This is a genomic window from Amycolatopsis echigonensis (genome assembly GCF_002846615.1).
GTDB classification, from domain to species: Bacteria; Actinomycetota; Actinomycetes; order Mycobacteriales; family Pseudonocardiaceae; genus Amycolatopsis; species Amycolatopsis echigonensis.
The window spans coordinates 4,223,501-4,239,807 of sequence record NZ_PJMY01000003.1 but is presented as its reverse complement, the minus strand read 5'-3'; the positions used below and the strand labels follow the sequence as shown (position 1 = coordinate 4,239,807).

Here is a 16,307-nt window from a genome sequence, read left to right as displayed (position 1 = left end):
GGTGCGCAGGCGTTTCGCCTAGGAAGCTGGGCCATTCGGCGGCAGGGGCCGAATTGTGGGAGCGGCTCCCGATCAGCGGAACACCCACGAGTCCATGCACCCAGAGTGGCGTCGCACCGCGGTGGGGCTGAGCCCGGTGACGGCGCTTATGTGCGGAGCGGTAGCGCTACCACGAACTGGGGGTTCGCGCCCTGGTTCGCTCTCCCCCGCTGCTCGTGCGTTTTCTGCCCGTCGCAAGGGCTGACCGGCTAAGGGGCTGGGCCGCGAAGCCCAGCCCCTCGAGCCTCAGGCCACCTTGGGCGTCGCCCGCGCGCCGAAGTGCAGGTACGGCTCGCCCGTCGGCAAGGTGTAGAACAGCACCGGCGTCCAGAACTGGCCGCCCGGCATGCGGCACACGAACAGCGTGTTCGAGACCGCCTCCAGGTCGAGTTCCTGAGACTTCTCCGGCATCAGCTCCGCCAGCGCTCCGGTCGTCGTGTGGATCAGGCGCAAGCCGCCCTCGCGCTCCACCACCTCGATGTGCGCGCCAGCCCGTTCGTACACGCCCAGGTGCCGGCTCGCGTCCACGGTGACCGGCGTGGCCGGGGGTTCAAGCGGACGCGGCATGGCGACGTCGGCGAGTTCGGCGAAAATCTCCCGGTACAGCTCGACATACAAGTCGCGCGCGTGTCCGCCGTTCGTCAGCAGCGTGACGGCGAGGCCCGCGTCCGGCAGCAAGCGCAGGAACGCCGACTGGCCGATCGTGTTGCCGTCGTGGCCGATGACGCGGCGGCCGCCCCACTCGTCGCGGATCCAGCCGAGGCCCCACGAATCGCCGAGGGTGTGTTTGTCCGGGACGTCGGCCTGCTTTTCCGCCATGGCCGCGGCCGATTCCGCCGACAGGATCCGCGTGCCGTCCGCGGTCAGGCCGCCGGTGAGATGCAGGCGGGCGAAGGCGAGGACGTCCGCGGCACGTGCGGTGATCAGGCCGGCCGGTCCGGCCGAGCGGGGCAGCTGCCAGACCGGTGCCGGAGTCGGGTCCCCGCCGTCCGCGTCGACATGTCCGACGGCGGCGCGGAACAGCAGCGCTTCCTCCGGCAGCGTGACAGTGTGCGTGAGGCCGAGCGGGGTGTACAGCTTGTCCCGCAGCGCGGCGTCCCAGGTCTTCCCGGTCAGCTTCTCGATCACCCGGCCCATCAGGACGAAACCCGAGTTGCAGTAGGAGAAAGTCGCGCCGAGAGGATGGTTTTGCGCGGCGTCCTCCAGCAAGTCCACGAACTTCTCGACGCAATCGTCGCCGCGGCCGGTGTCGGTGAAAATGTCGCCGTCGATGCCGCTGGTGTGCGTCAGCAGATGCCGCATGGTGACGCGCTTGGCCACCTCCGGGTCGGACAGGCGCAGTTCGGGCAGCACGTCGATGATCGGCGCGTCGAGGTCGAGCAGGCCCTCGTCGACGAGCTGCATCACCACGGTCGACGTCCACACCTTGGAGATCGAGCCGATCTGGAACAGCGAATCCTCGGTGACCTCGACGCCGGTCGTCTTGCTCAGCACGCCGTGGGCCGCGAATACCTCCTCGCCGGTGTCGACGCGCAGGATTCCCAGCGACGCACCGGGAACGTCGTGCTTGCGCGCCAGTTCCGCCAGCCGTCGGCTCCAGTGCGCGGCGTCGATCGGCACTCGCGAACCCGCGTACTGCTCGACCCAGTCGACCACGCGCTGGTTGTAGTCGGCGCGGTGCGACGGCGGACCGTCCAAAATGAACAGATGTGCGCCGCCCGGGTACAGCACCAGCCGGGACGGCACGTCGCGCTCGCGCAGCGCGGTGAACCACTGCTCGGCCTGGCCCACCGGGCACCGGACGTCTTCGCCGCCCTGCAGGATCAGCGTCGGCGTGCGGACCTGCTCGACCTGCGCGTGCGGCGACGACTTCTCGTACTTGTCCCACGAGAGCCCGGCGAATTCGTTGACTGCCATGAAATGCCCGCCGTCGGACGTGCCGGCCAGGCTGGTCAGGTCGCTAACCACCCCACCGGCGACCGCGGCGGCGAACCGGTCGTCGCGGCTGGTCAGGTAGCAGGTCATGTAGCCGCCGTAGCTGTACCCGGTGACGGCGAGCCGGTCGGGGTCGGCGAGGCCCTCGGCGACGAGCTGGTCGATCGGTTCGAGGAAGTCCGGCGCGTCCGCGTGGCCCCACGCGCCGATCGCCGCGGTGTAGAACGCTTCGCCGTAACCGTCGCTGGCGCGCGGGTTGATCAGCAGCACTGCCCAGCCGCGGGCGGCAAGGGTCTGGTGGTACAGGTGAATCGCGTCCGCGGCACCGTTCCAGGCGTTGTGCGGGCCGCCGTGGATGTCGATCAGCAACGGCTGCGCGCCAGTGCGTTCGGGGTCCCGGATGAGCCAGCCCTGCACGACCGTGCCGTCGCTGATGGTGAATTCGCGCGATTCGCGGGTGAACAATTCCACTTCGGACACTGTCTCGCCGTGCTTCGTGCGCACGTCGACCGACCCGGTGGCGCGGTCCAGGACGGCGATCTCGCCGAAGGAATCGACGGTAGCCAGCACAATCGCGGCCTGGTCGCCGACCAAGTCCACTCCGGACACCACGTTGCCGTCGCCGGTCAGCACCGCACGCGGTTCGCCACCGGCAAGGTCCACTTCGTACAGATGAGTGCAGCCGCGGTCGCGGATCGCGAACAGCACGACGTCGCCCGCCGCGGTCAGCTGCGGCAGCGCGCCCGGGTAGCCGGGACCGCCGGGCATCACGTTGCGGTCGAGGCTGGCGGCCAGGTCGACCGTCTCTCCGCCGTCCAGCGGAACCCGCAGCAGACCGAGGTGGCCGGTGGCGGTGTCGGTGCGGCCGACCACCAGCAACGCCTTGCCGTCCTTGGTCCAGCCGGCCGTGCCCGCCATGCCTTGGTCGGTGCCGACCAGCCGCGGTTCGGCGTTCCGCTCGGTGACGTCGAGGACGTAGGCGGCGGACCGGAGGGTGAGATCGGCGTCGTCGTCCAGCGCGGCGGTGAACGCCACGTGCGTGCCGTCGGGCGACCAGGCAGGTTGACCCGCGTGCCAATCGCCGAAGGTGCGCTGCTGGACTTCGCCGGTGGCGACATCGAGGACGTGCACGTGGCTGCGGAGAGTCTTCAGCAGGCCGGAACCGTCGGACTTGTAGTCCAGCCGCTCGGCGACGATCGGCGTGTTCGCCGGCGGCTCTTCGACAATCGCGGCGAGGTCGACCGCCGCGGAGAACGCGATCTTGCTGCCGTCCGGGCTCCACACCGGTGCTCCCGCGCCGAGCGGAAGCTTGGTGAGCTGCTCGGCTTCGCCGCCGTCCGCCGGGAGGACCCAGACCTGCGGCGGGCCGTCCTGGGCGCGCAGGAACGCGAGCCGGGAACCGTCCGGAGCCCATTTCGGCGCGGCGTCGGCGTTTCCGCGCGTGAGCTGGCGAGCCTCGCCGGAGGAGACGCCGACCGTCCACAGCGCGTCGACGTTCCGGTCCTCCTCCCGGTCCGCGGTCCGGAGTACGTAGACGATCCGGCTGCCGTCCGGCGAGAGCGCGGGCTGGCTGGGCGCGGCGAGGTCGTACAGGTCATCGATGCCGAGACGGCGGGTCATACGCTGGCTCCTTGGGAGATCGCGGGCTCGTGGCCCTCTGATTCGGAGAAGTGGCAGGCCGCGGCGTGCTTCCGGGGCGCGGCGTCCTCGGCCGGATCGGCCCGGAGGCAGATCTCGCGGTCGCTCCGCACGAGCGGGCCGACCGGGCAGCGCGGGTGGTACCGGCATCCGGCCGGCGGATGGTGCGGGTCCGGCGGTTCCGCGTCCGCGGTCGCGCCGGGGTCGAGGTCGAACAGCGGCTTGTGCGCCGAGGGAGCGGCGTCGAGCAGGTCACGGGTGTAGGGATGCTGCGGATCGGTGAGCACCTGTGCGGCCGGTCCCGCTTCCACGATCCGGCCGAGGTACATCACCGCGACGAAATCGCTGAGGTAGCGGATCACGGCGAGGTTGTGCGAGATGAACAGCATCGACAGGTCGAACTGCCGTTGCACGGACCGCACGAGGTTGAGCACCGCGCCCTGCACCGAAACGTCGAGCGCGGAGGTGATCTCGTCGGCGATCAGCGCCTCCGGCCGGCCCGCGAGCGCCCGGGCGAGCGCGACGCGTTGCCGCTGCCCGCCGGACAGCTGCCCCGGCAGGTGCGTGGCCCGTTCGGGATCGAGGTTGACCAGTTCCAGCAGCCGGGCCACCTCGGCTCGGCGGTCCGTCCCGCGCGGCATGGCTTCGGCGATCGACTCGCCGATGGTCATCCGCGGATTCAGCGAGGAATACGGATCCTGGAACACCATCTGCAGCGGGCGTCGGCGCGGCAGTTTCCGCACGTCCACGCCGCCGAGCAGCACTCGTCCCGCGCTCACCGGCGACAATCCGACGGCCGCCCGGGCGAGCGTCGACTTGCCCGAGCCGGATTCGCCGACCAGGCCGACGACCTTGCCCGCCGGGACGGTCAGCGAAACGCCGTCCACCGCGGTGAGCCCGCGCCGTCCGCCGTACCGGACGCTGACCGAATCGAAGACCAGTTCGCTCATTCCCCACCTCCGGCGGCGGTCGCGCCGACTGCTTCCGACAGTGCCGCATCCGGGTGCCAGCACGCCACCCGGTGTTCCGGCGCGAGCACGGTCAGTTCCGGGTCTTCCTCGCGGCATCGGTCGGTCGCCACCGGGCACCGGCTCGCGAACGCGCAGCCGGACGGCATCTGGTCCGGCTCGGGAGGGCGGCCGGGGATCACCGCGAGCGGCGCGTCCGGGTCCGTTTCCAGGTCGAGCGTCGTGGCCAGCAGCGCCCGCGTGTACGGATGCCGCGGCGCGAGGTCCGGTCCGGCGGCGGGCAGGTCCTCCACGATCCGTCCGGCGTACATCACCAGAATCCGTTCGCACGTCTGAGAAACGACCGCGATGTCGTGGCTGATCAGGATGATCGCGGTGTCCCGTTCGGCCCGGGTCTGGGCCAGCAACCGCAGCAATTGCCGTTGCACGGTCACGTCCAGCGCGGTCGTCGGTTCGTCGGCGATGATCAGCCGCGGGTCGCCCATCAGGCCCATGCCGATCATCGCGCGCTGCCGCATGCCGCCGGAAAACTCGTGCGGGTACTGCTTCGCCCGCCGTTCCGCGGCCGGGATGCGGACCGCGCGCAGCCGGTCGACCGCCCTCTCGAACGCCTTGGCCCGGGAAAGCCCGTGGTGCTGTTCGGAAACCTCGGCGAGCTGGCGGCCGATCCGCCGGGTCGGGTTGAAGGACGTCATCGGGTCCTGGAACACCATCGCCAGCGACGTCCCGAGCAGCGTCCGCAGTTCGCGTTCCGGCGTCGTGAGCACGGGAGTCCCGGCGAAGTCCAGCCGGTCCGCGGTCACCGAACCGGGCGCTTCGATCAGCCGCGACACCGCGAGCCCGGTCAAGCTCTTGCCCGAACCGGATTCGCCGACGACCCCGATCGCCTCGCCCGCCCGCACGGTGAAGCTCACGCCGCGCACCGGAACCGTCCAGCCGGTCGGCCGGGGGAAGGCGACTTCCAGATTCTCGACCACCAGCACGGAGTCGTCCGCAGGTGAAGAATCCACTTTGGACTTGCGCAGGACCCGGGGAGCGAGTCGCGGCAACCGCGTCCGCACGCCGATCACCCCGGCGACAGTCTCGCCGAACAGGTTGAACGCGAGCCCCGCGAGGACCACCGCGACGCCGGGTGCGAGCGCCGCCGCCGGGTTGACGTAAATGCCGTTGAGGCCTTCGTTGAGCAGCCGGCCCCAGTCGTACTCCGGGGCCTGCACGCCGATCCCGAGGAACGACAGCCCGGAGAACGCCAGCAGCGCACCGCCCGCGCCGATCGTCGCGTTGATCGCCAGCGGCTCGCCGATGTTCGGCAGGATGTGCCGGAACAGCAACCGGACCCGGCCCACTCCGGCGACCCGGGCGGCGGACACGAAGTCCCGCCCGGCCACCGAGGCCGACAGCGTCTGCGTCAACCGGGCGAACTGCGGGGCCAGCGCGAACCCGATCGCCATCACCGCGCCTCGCGTGCCCACGCCGAAAATCACCGCGAAGAACAACACCAGCAGCAGTCCGGGGAACGCGACCGCGATGTTCACCGCCGCCGTCAGCAGCCTGCCGAGCGGCCGCGGCAGTACCGCGGGCAGCATGCCGAGCACCAGGCCGGTCGCGACGCCGAGCGCCGCGGCGATCAGCGCCAGCATGACCGAAAGCCGGGTCGCCACGAGCACGCGGTAGAAGATGTCGCGGCCCAGTTCGTCGGTGCCGACCAGATGCTCCGCCGACGGGCCCTGGCTGATCGCGTTGGTGTCGACCGCCGAAGCCGCGTCCTGCCACAGAATCGGGCCCAGCACCGCGACCGCGACCACCAGCACGAGCATGGCGGCCGCGAACGCGCCGAGCGGGGTGCGCAGGGCGGCCAGCCACTGGTGTCCGCGCCGTTTCGCCATCTCAGTTCTCCCGGATCGTCGAACGCGGATCGAGGACCGCCAGCAACAGGTCCACGATGAGGTTCACCAGCAGCACGCCGATGCCGTAGACGAGCACGATGCCCTGCACCAGCGGGTAGTCCTTCTGCAGAATCGACTGCGAGATCGTCGAGCCGAGGCCCGGCCAGGAGAACACGTTCTCCACCAGCACGGTTCCCGCGACGAGGCTGGTGAGCATCAACCCGCCGAGCGTCAGCGTCGCGGTCAGCGCGTTGGGCAGCGCGTGGCGCAGGTAGACCAGCCGGGCGGGCAGCCGTTTCGCCCGCGCGGTGCGGACGAAATCGTTGCCCAGCACGGAAAGCGTCTCCACGCGGACGATCCGCGACAGTGTCGAGGTCGGGCCCAGCGCCAGCGCGATGACCGGCAGCACGAGCGAACCCGCGCCGTCGTGTCCGGCCACCGGGAACCAGCCGAGCTGCACCGCGAAGAACGCCACCAGCGCCACCGCGACCAGGAACTCCGGGATCGCGGCGAGCAGCACGGTGGTCGAGGTGAACCCCAGCTCGGCTCCGCGCCGCCGGCCGCCGCGGGTCAGCACGGCGAAGGTCAGGCCCAGCGGGATCGCGAGCCCGATGACCACCACGAACGCGGGCAGCGCCAGCTGCAGCGTCGCCGGCAGCCGGTCCGAGATGACGTCGCTGACCGGCTGCCCGCTCAGCATCGACGTGCCGAAATCGCCGCGGAAGAGCCCGCCGAAGTAGTCGAGGTACTGCTGCCACAGCGGATGGTCCAGCCCCAGCGCGGCCCGCCGGGCGTTGACCAGCTCGATCGGCGCGGTCAGCCCGAGCGCCGCGCGCACCGGATCGCCGGGGATCAGCTGGATCATCAGGAACGCCATGGTCACCAGCACCCACAGCGACACCACGAACCGCCCGAGGCGGCGGGCGCCGAAGGTCAGCCAGGGACTGACCTTCGGGCCCGCGACGGCGACAGTGCCCGTCATTCCCGTCATCAGGCGTACATCCGGATGGTCGTCGGCTTGAGGTAGCCGTTGACGATCTCGAACTTCGCGTTGTTGCCGTAGGTCGGGACCACCGAGTTCGCGAACTGCACCACGTCCTGCTTCTCGAACAGCGCCGACTCGGCGGCCGTCCAGTCCGCACAACCCGCTTCGCCGGCCTGCGAGGCCGCCTTGGCAACCAGCGCTTCGTACTGCGGGTTCTTGATGTGCGCGAAGTTCGTGCCCTGCGGCGGCTGCCCGCCGGAGACGAACGGCACCAGCTGGCTGGGCAGGGTGAGACCGAGCGGCGCCATCGAGATGTCCCACTCGCCGGTGGCGAACAGCGCCTGGCTGATGCCCGGGCTGTCGAGGCCCTTGAGCGTGACGTCGACGCCGACGTTCTTCCAGCCCTGCTGCATCAACTCCGCGCCCGGGGCCATCGTCGGACCGACCTGCGTGCCGTAGACCGCGGTCAGCGCGAGCCGCTTCCCGTCCTTCACCCGGATGCCGTCCGGTCCCGGTTTCCAGCCCGCGGCGTCGAGCGCCGCCTTGGCCGCGGCGACGTCGAAGCCGGGGATCTTCCCGGTGACCGAATCGCCGTCGCACGGCCGCGGTTCGATGGTGACCATGCCCTTGACCGGCGCGCTGCCGTCCCGGGTCAGCACCTTCGCGACCTGCGGAAGGTCGACCGCCTGCACCAGCGCGCGGCGCATCGCCTGGTCGGCCCCGACCCGGCCGGGCGCCTGGTTGAAGAACAGCTCGCCCAACGGGGCGACCATGTCGGAGTGGAACAGCCGCTGCGCCCGCAGCCGCTGCTGGTCCTGCCCGTTGATCGACGCGGCGTTGACCTCGCCGGACAGCAGCAGGTTCGACGACGTCGTCATGTTCGGGATGACCCGGATGGTGACCTTGTCCGGCAGCCCTTTCTGCTTCGAGTCGAACTGGCCGGCGCCCCACGTGTAGTCCTTGCGCCGGGTCAGCGTGTAGTGGTCGTTCGGGACTATCTCGGACATGGTGAACATGCCGGTGCCGTTTTCGCCCTTGGCGAGCGTCTTCCGGTCGGCCAGTCCCTTGGCGCAGACGATCGGCAGCCCGGAGAGGTTGCGGAGCAGGAACGCGTCCGGAGACCCGCTGGTGATCTTGACGGTCCCCGCCGCGGTGTCGCCGACGGCCTTCGTGCCCGTCGTCACCGTGACGCCGGCGAGCGGGGATTTGTTCGCCGGGTCGCCGACGTAGTTGATGTTCGCCGCCACGTCGGACGCGGTCAGCGGACTCCCGTCGGCGCAGGTGATGCCCTTGCGCAGGGTGAAGGACGCGGTGGTCGTGGTGGCTTCCCACTTCTCCGCGAGCGCTGCCTCCGGCTGCCCCTTGGAGTCGAGATTGATCAGGCTGTCGTAGAGGAACCCGTCGAGGTTGCGGGCGACCGAGAGCACAGTGATCGCGGGGTCGAGCGTTCCCGGATCGGTCGGGATGGCATAGGTGAAAGTCTTGCCGTCGACCAGTTTCTGGTTCGCGGTCCGGTCCGTCCCGGATTGCGCTGATCCCCCGCACGCGCTCACGGTCAAGGCCACCACGCCCGCCATCGCGGCGGTGAGCCGGGCAGTTTTCATGGGATTTCTCCTACGGGGTCACGCTGTGGAGGTGGTCGACAGCCAGCCGGGCGGCGGCGCCGATGGACGCGTCGACCGCGGGAAGGCGGTCTTCGAGAGAGTGCGCGCGAGTGAACACCGCGACCGCGAACCGGCGGCCGTCCCCCAAGGTCACCACGCCTGCTTCGTTGCGGATTCCGGGCAGCGTCCCGGTTTTCGCCGCGACCCGAACACCGGACGGGAAGCCCGACGACAGCCGGTGGGGCCAGATCTGCTGCGCCATGATCGTGCGGACCCGTTCGCAGGCTTCGGGTTCGCCCGCCCGGTCGGTCCAGATCGCGTCGAGCAACGCGGTGATCTCGCGCGGCGTCGACGACGTGGTGCGTGCCGGATCCCGGACCGACAGTTTGTCCAGCTGCTCGGGAGTCGCTTCGCCCAGCAGCGCTTCGAGATCGGACTCCGGAGTGCCGCCGAGATCGGAGACGACGGACGCGAACAGGTCCTCGCAGCAGCCGATCAGCCGGGTGCGGGCGAGCCCGAGGTCGGCCAGCACCCGGTCGATCGTTTCCTGGCCGAGCCGGTGACAGAGCACATCGGTCGCGGCGTTGTCGCTCATCGTGAGCATGAAGTGCGCGAGGTCGCGCCAGCTCATCTCGACGTCGTCGGCGCAGCCCGCGGTGCCGATGCCGCCGATCCGGTACCGCGCCGCCACCTTGGTCCGTTCGGTGTCGTCCAGCCGTCCGGCGGCGACCTCGCGGGCATAGGCGAGCGCCACGGGGATCTTGAACACCGACGCGAGGACGACCGGGGCGTCCCCGCCGGCCGACACTTCGGGGCCCGGCACGCCGATTTCCCTGGCGTGCAGGAATCCTTCCGCGCCGGCGTCGGCGAAGACAGCTTCGATCTGTTCGCGGATCCCGCTCACGGGGAAACCCGCCGGTCCGCGCGTCCGGTGTGGAGGAACTGAGCGCGACCGTTGCCGTCATCGCCGACGAACGCGTGTGCCAGGTAGACACCGGGAAGCTGCTCGGTTTTGGCGACGAACGTGTCGCCCTGGCAGGGCAGCAGTTCTTCCCTCGTCGGAGGCGCGCTGCTGAGTTCCGCGAAGATCCCCTTCGGGGTACGCGTCATCCAGAGCTCGCCGTCCTCTTCGACGACGACCGTGTCGGCGACCATCGACGAGTACTCGCCCACGTACCGGGACAGCTCGGCCGGCGCGGCGGCGGGGTTCGGCTCGGGCAGTGGCGGGACCGTCACGCCGGCGAGTTCGTCCAGCAGCTTGGTGTAGATCTCGTGGTACACGTGGATCGGATTCCCGCCGTTGGTCAGCAGCGCGACCGCCACCCCGCGCTCGGGCACCACGCGCAGGAACGCGGACTGGCCGATGGTGCCGCCGTCGTGGCCGATCACCTTGCCGCCGTCCCAGTCGAAGAGCATCCAGCCGAGACCCCAGTGGGACGACATGATGCCGAGGGACGGCACGTCCACCTGGGGTTCGCGCATCGCGAGCAGCGACTCCGGCAGCACGACCTGCGCGCCGTCGTCGGCCTTGCCCTCGTTCAGGTGCATCCGGACGAACGTCAGCAGGTCGCGCGGGCGCATCGCGAGCGTCGAACCGGCCGGCGAGTTCGAGCGGGTGAGCGCCCAGACCGGCGCGGGCACCGGGTCCTCGCCCGGCTTCGGCGAGACGTGGCCGATCGCGGCGCGGTAGCGGATGGCGTCGTACGGACCGGACGCCGCGTGGGTCAGGCCGAGCGGCGCGAAGAGGTGGTCGCGCACGCAGTCGTCCCAGCACTTGCCGCGCAGCACCTCGATGACGCGGCCGAGCACGCAGTAACCGGCGTTGTTGTAGGAGAAGCGCTCGCCCGGCGGGAAAAGCTGCGGCACGTCGGACAGCGTCGCGACGAGCTTCTCCACGCAGTCGTCGCCGGGTCCGGTGTCGGTGAAGATGTCGCCCTCGAAACCGGCGGTGTGACAGGTCAGCTGCCGGACGGTGATCGCCGCCGCGGCCTCGTCGTCGCCGAGCGCGAACTCCGGCAGGTAGTCGCGCACCGGCCGGTCGAGGTCGAGCTTGCCCTCGTCGACCAGTTGCATGGCCAGCGTGGTCGTCCACACCTTGGTGATCGACCCGATCTGGAACACCGAGTCCACAGTGGACTCCACGCCGGTGCCCAGGTTGACGACGCCCGCCGCGTGGTCGATCACCTCGCCGTCGGCGAGCACCGCGATGGCGGCTCCGGGGACCTGATGCTTGGCGAGCAGAGCGGCGAAATTCTCCTGAAGCCAGGTCTCGATTTCGGAAATTTTCGACATGTGCACCTTCTGTCCGGGGGATGGTGGACCGGCGTTTCGGAAATGCTAGGGCGGTGGCGTGCGTCACTTGTTCGTCCGGACCGAGGAGAGCGCGGGGAAAGTTCCTCCGCTCCGACGAATCACGCCGTGCGCAGGGACTCCACTGCGGTCGCCGCGGCGAAACCGATGAACGCGTCGCGCTCGGGCACCCGGGAACGGGAATCCTCGGCGCGGGTGAACACGGCGACCGAGTACCGGCCGCCGTCCGGGTACTCGACCACGCCGACCTCGTTGCGCACGGCGGGCAAAGTACCGGTTTTGCCGCTGGTGCGGATCGAGTCGTCCGGGAACCCGGAACGCAGGCGGTGCGGCCAGACCTGCAGTTCCATCCAGCGGCGAACGTCCGCGCACGCCTCCGGCGCGGCCGCTTCGTCACGCCAGATCAGTCCCAGCAAGCGGGTCATTTCGGCGGCGGTAGTGCGGCAGGACTTTTCCGGTTGCAGCGCACGCAACCCGGAAACCTGTTCGTAGGTCAGTTCGGCGAGTGCCCGTTCGTCGTCCTCGTAAGAGACACCGAGATCTTCGCCGATGGTGGCCAGCAGTTCGCCACAGTCCTGCGGCACGATGGTTTGCATGAATCCGAGGCGCCGCAACGTGTCATTCACCGCGTCCTTGCCGACCTCGGCGAGAATCAGATCGGTGGCGACGTTGTCGCTGATTCCCATCATCAGAATCGCCAAATCGTGCCAGGACATCAGGACTTCGTGGCGGAAGGTGGCGAGGCCGTACGGACTCGGCGTCGGATGCCCGGGTCTGACGGCGACACGGGTGCCGAGATCGAGCTTTCCTTCGGCGGCCTGGCGGGCCAGCTCCAGCGCGATCGGGACCTTGAACACCGACGCGGGGACGACCGGGACGTCCTCGCCGATGCCGAGACTGCGCGTGCCGTCGACCTCGGCGGCGTGCAGCCGGACCTCGACGCCGACCTCCTCGGCGCGGCGGGCGATCGTTTCGGATGCGGTGGCCATGACCCTCCTGTCTACTGTGGACTTGCCAGCGAGCAGGCAGGAAGTTCTTGCCGCGACCGGGAAACCTCGCTGTTCCGGCCTGCCGGTTTCCCATTGTGTTCAGGCAGGCGGCGCTGGAGTTGGTGCGATCGCAGGAAGGTTGCGCGGTCGTTTCCTGTCAGCGGCGCAGGGCGGGGGCGTCGTGAGTGTCGATCACGGTTCTAACCGTGATCGACACTCACGACCCCTCCTCGGGTTTCTCGATGCGCGGCAGCAGATGCAATTGCACCATCGCCGCGAACCGGTCGCCCGGGTCGTCGAGATCGATCCCGCCGACTTCGGCGAGCCGGCGCAACCGGTACCGGAACGTGCTCGGATGCACGTACGCCGCCGCCGAAGCCGCACTGATGTCCCCGAACGAATCGAGCCAGCACCGCAACGTGTGCACCAGCTGGGACTGATGTTTCGTGTCGTATTCCAGCAGCCGCGCGATCGGCCCGGTCGCCACGTCGCCGCGGGCCGCGGAAAGGTCGGCCAGCTCCAGCATCAGCGCCTCGATGTGCGCGTCCTCGGAGGTGATCACCCGCTTCGATCCGCCGTTGGTGAGCAGCACGCGCAACGCCCGGTCGGCTCCGTCCCGGGACGCGCGCAGCCCGGATCCGTCGAGCGCCAGCGGGCCGATGCCGATCGCCGCGGCGACCCGGCGGCCAGTGCGTTCCAGGAAGGTCGACGCGACGCGCACCGAGCGTTCGCGGCAGTCGCCGTGGTTCCCGGGCATCGGGACGATGCCGTACGCGACGTCGCCGACCAGCGCCACCGCCGAGCGGGGCTGAACCGCGCTGAGGTGCATGGCGAACGCGTCGGCGACCCGCTGGCGTTCCGTGACCAGCCGGAGGTCGTCGTCGGGTGCCTCCAGCAAACCCATGGCGAGCACGATGGTGGGCTGTCCCAGCAACCCGAGGCGAGCGATGGCTTCCTGCGCGCCGGAGCCGCCTTCGAGCGCGGTGCTGACCAGGTCAGCCCGCAGCCGTCGTTCGACGTCGGCCCCCGCGCGGAGCCGAAGCATATGCAGCGCAACGATTTTCGAGGCGTCGACCAAGGCCGCGGTTCGTTCTTCGCTGAGCTCTTGGTCGACAGCGGCCCAAATCGACCCGAGCACCTCGTCCCCGGCGCGCACCGCGACCGCCACGCGCGGCACAGCGATTTTCTCGTCGTAGCCCTGTCCCGGGTAGACATAAACCGGGCCTTGGTCTCGGTACAGCCGCTCGAAAACGCCGTCCTTCTCGAGCTCGCGCGTGAACCGTTCGGGCACCTGGCGGCCGAGGATCGTCTCGACCCGCGAGGGGTCGGCTTCGTCCTGGCGGCCGGAGAACGCGAGCACGCGCGAGTTGCGGTCCTCGATGGTGACCGGTGCGTCCAGCAGCGCGGCGATGGCGTTGGCGAGCGCGAAAAGATCGCCGGACGGCATGCCGCCCAGCGTCTGCGGGGAAACATCGCCGACGTCGCCCTCGGCGAGCAACGTGCGGAGCATGGCGGCCAGCTGCGCCCACGACGCGCCACTGGCCAGCCCGAGCAGCGCGACGCCGGAGGAATGAGCCGCCCGCGCGAGTTCCGTCGAGACGGCGACCGGCGACCGCACGACCAGCGCGGTCGCACCACGCGCGGCGACGGTGTGCATCAGCTGCACGATCTCGTCGGATTCCCGCACTCCGACGCCGAGGACCACCGCCTGCGCCGGGAATTCCGCGTCGTCGTGCGGATCGTGGATCACCACGCCGCCGAGCTGCCGTCGCGTGTCGCGGCCGACGGCGACCGGTTCGAGGAGCACGTCCCCGAGCGCTTCGAGGACGCGTCCCAGACTCGTGTGCGGTTTGCTCGGCACCGGTGTCAGCACCCCCCCGAAGGTAGATCCGGCCCCATGCGGACCGGCTGGTCCGATTCGACCAAATCTACCTCCGGACTTCGTAGCGGGCTACGAACCGATCCACACCTTTGCCGTGGTCACCTCGTCCAGCAGCTCCGGAATCGGGGCCACGCCGAGGCCCGGTCCGGTCGGCACCGGCAGGTGCCCGCCGTCCAGCACGAACGGTTCGGTGATGTCGGTCCGGTAGAACCGGTCCGACGCCGAGGTGTCGCCGGGCAGCGTGAAGTTCGGCAGCGAGGCCAGCGCGACGTTCGCCGCCCGGCCGAGACCGGTCTCGATCATCCCGCCGCACCACACCGGAATCCCGTGCGCCGCGCACACGTCGTGCACCCGCCGCGCCTCCAGGTAGCCGCCGACGCGGCCCGGTTTGATGTTCACGATCTGGACCGCGCCCAGTTTGATCGCGTCCGCCGCCGCGCGCGCCGACACGATCGACTCGTCGAGGCAGATCGGCGTCTGGATCCGGCGGGCCAGTTCGGCGTGCCCGTGCACGTCCTCCTCTTCCAGCGGCTGCTCGATCAGCAGCAGGCCGAACGGGTCGAGCCGGGCCAGCTGCGGCGCGTCACCGAGCGTGTAGGCGGTGTTCGCGTCGACCTGCAGCAGCACGTCGTCCCCGAAGCGTTCGCGGACCGCGCGCACCGGCTCGACGTCCCAGCCGGGTTCGATCTTCAGCTTGATCCGCACGTAGCCCTCGTCGAGGTAGCCGCCCACGACGTCGAGCAGCTGCGGGATGGTGTCCATGATCCCGACCGAAACGCCGCACGGCACGGAATCGCGCACCGATCCGAGTTCGGCGGCGAACGACCGCTCGTGCGCGCGGAGCTCGGCGTCGAGCACCGCCATCTCCAGCGCGCCCTTGGCCATCCGGTGGCCCTTGAACTTCGCCAGCAGCGGCGTCACCTTCGCCGCGGTCACGTCTTGCGCGGCCAGCAGCGCCGGGATCAGGTAGTGCCGCAGCACGTGTTCCGCGCCGTCGTTGTACTCCGACGAGTACAGCGGCCCGGCCATTGTCACGCATTCGCCCCAGCCCTCGCCGGCCGGCGTGACCGCGCGCAGCAGCAAAAGCTCGCGGACGGACTGGGTGCCGAACGAAGTCCGGAACGGGGCGACGAGCGGCATCTGCACCCGGCGCAGTTCCACACCGCTGAGTTTCACTGCTCCTCCTTGGAGATCACGTAAAAGCCGGCTCGGTCGAAGCCGGTCACCCGGCCGCCCGCGGCCATCAACCCGCCGAGCGATTCGCGCAGCGCTGACCGCCATGCATCCGCCCGGCTGGGGTCGGCGGTGCGCAAGCCTTCGATGTCGGGCGGGACGGCGACGAGCACCACCGGGCCGTCCGCGGAGCCGGCGGCCGGACCGCCGTCCGCGGCCACTTCGAGGGCCACTGCCGCGCCTTGGTCGAGCAAAGCCTTCGCGTCGGTGCGGATCGGCTCGCCGAACGCGGCGGTGCGCACCGACGGACTGGCCAGTTCCCACGACACCAGCAGCCGGTCGGTGTCGCCCGAACCGTTGATGGCGTCGGTCATCGGCCCGTAGAAATCCCGGAGATAACGCACCGGGAGCGCGCCGAGTTTGCCGAGGTTGAAATAGGCGTTGCGGCGCACCAGCGGATCGAACGTCCACTTGATCGCCGAGACGTCCTGCGCCAGCGCCCAGCCGCGCTGGTGCAATTTGAGCGCATACCCGATCCCGCGCCCCGCGCCGGCCTTCGAAACCCCGGCGATGTGACTGTGCAGGCTGCCTTTTCCGGGAGTGCCGAAAAAGCCGACGCACGCGCCGAGCATTTCTCCGTCGGCAAACGCGCCCGCCACGTAATTCCCCGCCGACGACAGCGCGCGCAGCAGTTCCGTGTTGACCGGCCGGGCGCCTGGCGCGGACCGCCAGATCGTCTCGAACAGCACTCCGACCGCGGTCATTTCCGCGATCTCGGTGATTTCCCGGACTTCGACCCCCGACGCGGCGGCCGCCGCCCGCGCGGCCGCGACCGCCTCGTCGCACGTTTCCGCCGCGACGGGTCTTTCCGTGTTCATCGCAAGATTCGTCACGGGAT

The 16,307-nt window shown here is 70.0% G+C and carries 11 protein-coding genes; all 11 read right to left on the bottom strand.

Annotation, left to right across the window (positions count from 1 at the left end):
- Nucleotides 1–285 precede the first annotated feature (285 nt).
- The gene (locus ATK30_RS25240; protein ID WP_101437696.1) at nt 286–3,594 is read right to left on the bottom strand and encodes a serine hydrolase; all 3,309 of its coding nucleotides are present in this window, start codon (nt 3,592–3,594) and stop codon (nt 286–288) included.
- Entirely contained in the window at nt 3,591–4,562 is a 972-nt protein-coding gene (locus tag ATK30_RS25235) for an ABC transporter ATP-binding protein (protein WP_101437695.1), read from the bottom strand. Before ATK30_RS25235 ends, ATK30_RS25240 begins: the two co-directional genes overlap by 4 nt.
- Entirely contained in the window at nt 4,559–6,466 is a 1,908-nt protein-coding gene (locus ATK30_RS25230; RefSeq protein WP_101437694.1) for a dipeptide/oligopeptide/nickel ABC transporter permease/ATP-binding protein, read from the bottom strand. Before ATK30_RS25230 ends, ATK30_RS25235 begins: the two co-directional genes overlap by 4 nt.
- A 1-nt stretch (nt 6,467) precedes the next feature.
- On the bottom strand, nt 6,468–7,448 hold the full coding sequence (locus ATK30_RS25225; protein WP_101441057.1) for an ABC transporter permease: 981 nt from the start codon (nt 7,446–7,448) through the stop codon (nt 6,468–6,470).
- Between the two features lie 8 nt (nt 7,449–7,456).
- Nucleotides 7,457–9,055, bottom strand: a complete 1,599-nt coding sequence (locus ATK30_RS25220; RefSeq protein ID WP_101437693.1) for an ABC transporter substrate-binding protein — start codon at nt 9,053–9,055, stop codon at nt 7,457–7,459.
- Between the two features lie 10 nt (nt 9,056–9,065).
- Entirely contained in the window at nt 9,066–9,959 is an 894-nt protein-coding gene (locus ATK30_RS25215) for a serine hydrolase (protein WP_101437692.1), read from the bottom strand.
- The gene (locus ATK30_RS25210) at nt 9,956–11,347 is read right to left on the bottom strand and encodes a serine hydrolase domain-containing protein (protein WP_101437691.1); all 1,392 of its coding nucleotides are present in this window, start codon (nt 11,345–11,347) and stop codon (nt 9,956–9,958) included. Before ATK30_RS25210 ends, ATK30_RS25215 begins: the two co-directional genes overlap by 4 nt.
- Before the next feature lie 119 nt (nt 11,348–11,466).
- A complete protein-coding gene (locus ATK30_RS25205; RefSeq protein ID WP_101437690.1) occupies nt 11,467–12,354 on the bottom strand; it encodes a serine hydrolase in 888 nt (295 codons plus the stop codon).
- Between the two features lie 217 nt (nt 12,355–12,571).
- Nucleotides 12,572–14,227: a PucR family transcriptional regulator gene (locus ATK30_RS25200; RefSeq protein ID WP_101437689.1), complete on the bottom strand. Its 1,656-nt coding sequence runs from the start codon at nt 14,225–14,227 to the stop codon at nt 12,572–12,574.
- Nucleotides 14,228–14,305: 78 nt separating this feature from the next.
- On the bottom strand, nt 14,306–15,412 hold the full coding sequence (gene menC, locus ATK30_RS25195; protein WP_101437688.1) for an o-succinylbenzoate synthase: 1,107 nt from the start codon (nt 15,410–15,412) through the stop codon (nt 14,306–14,308).
- Nucleotides 15,409–16,287, bottom strand: coding sequence for a GNAT family N-acetyltransferase (locus tag ATK30_RS25190; RefSeq protein WP_208637666.1), 879 nt, complete (start codon nt 16,285–16,287; stop codon nt 15,409–15,411). The genes menC and ATK30_RS25190 overlap by 4 nt, the downstream gene beginning before the upstream one ends.
- Between the last annotated feature and the right edge of the window lie 20 nt (nt 16,288–16,307).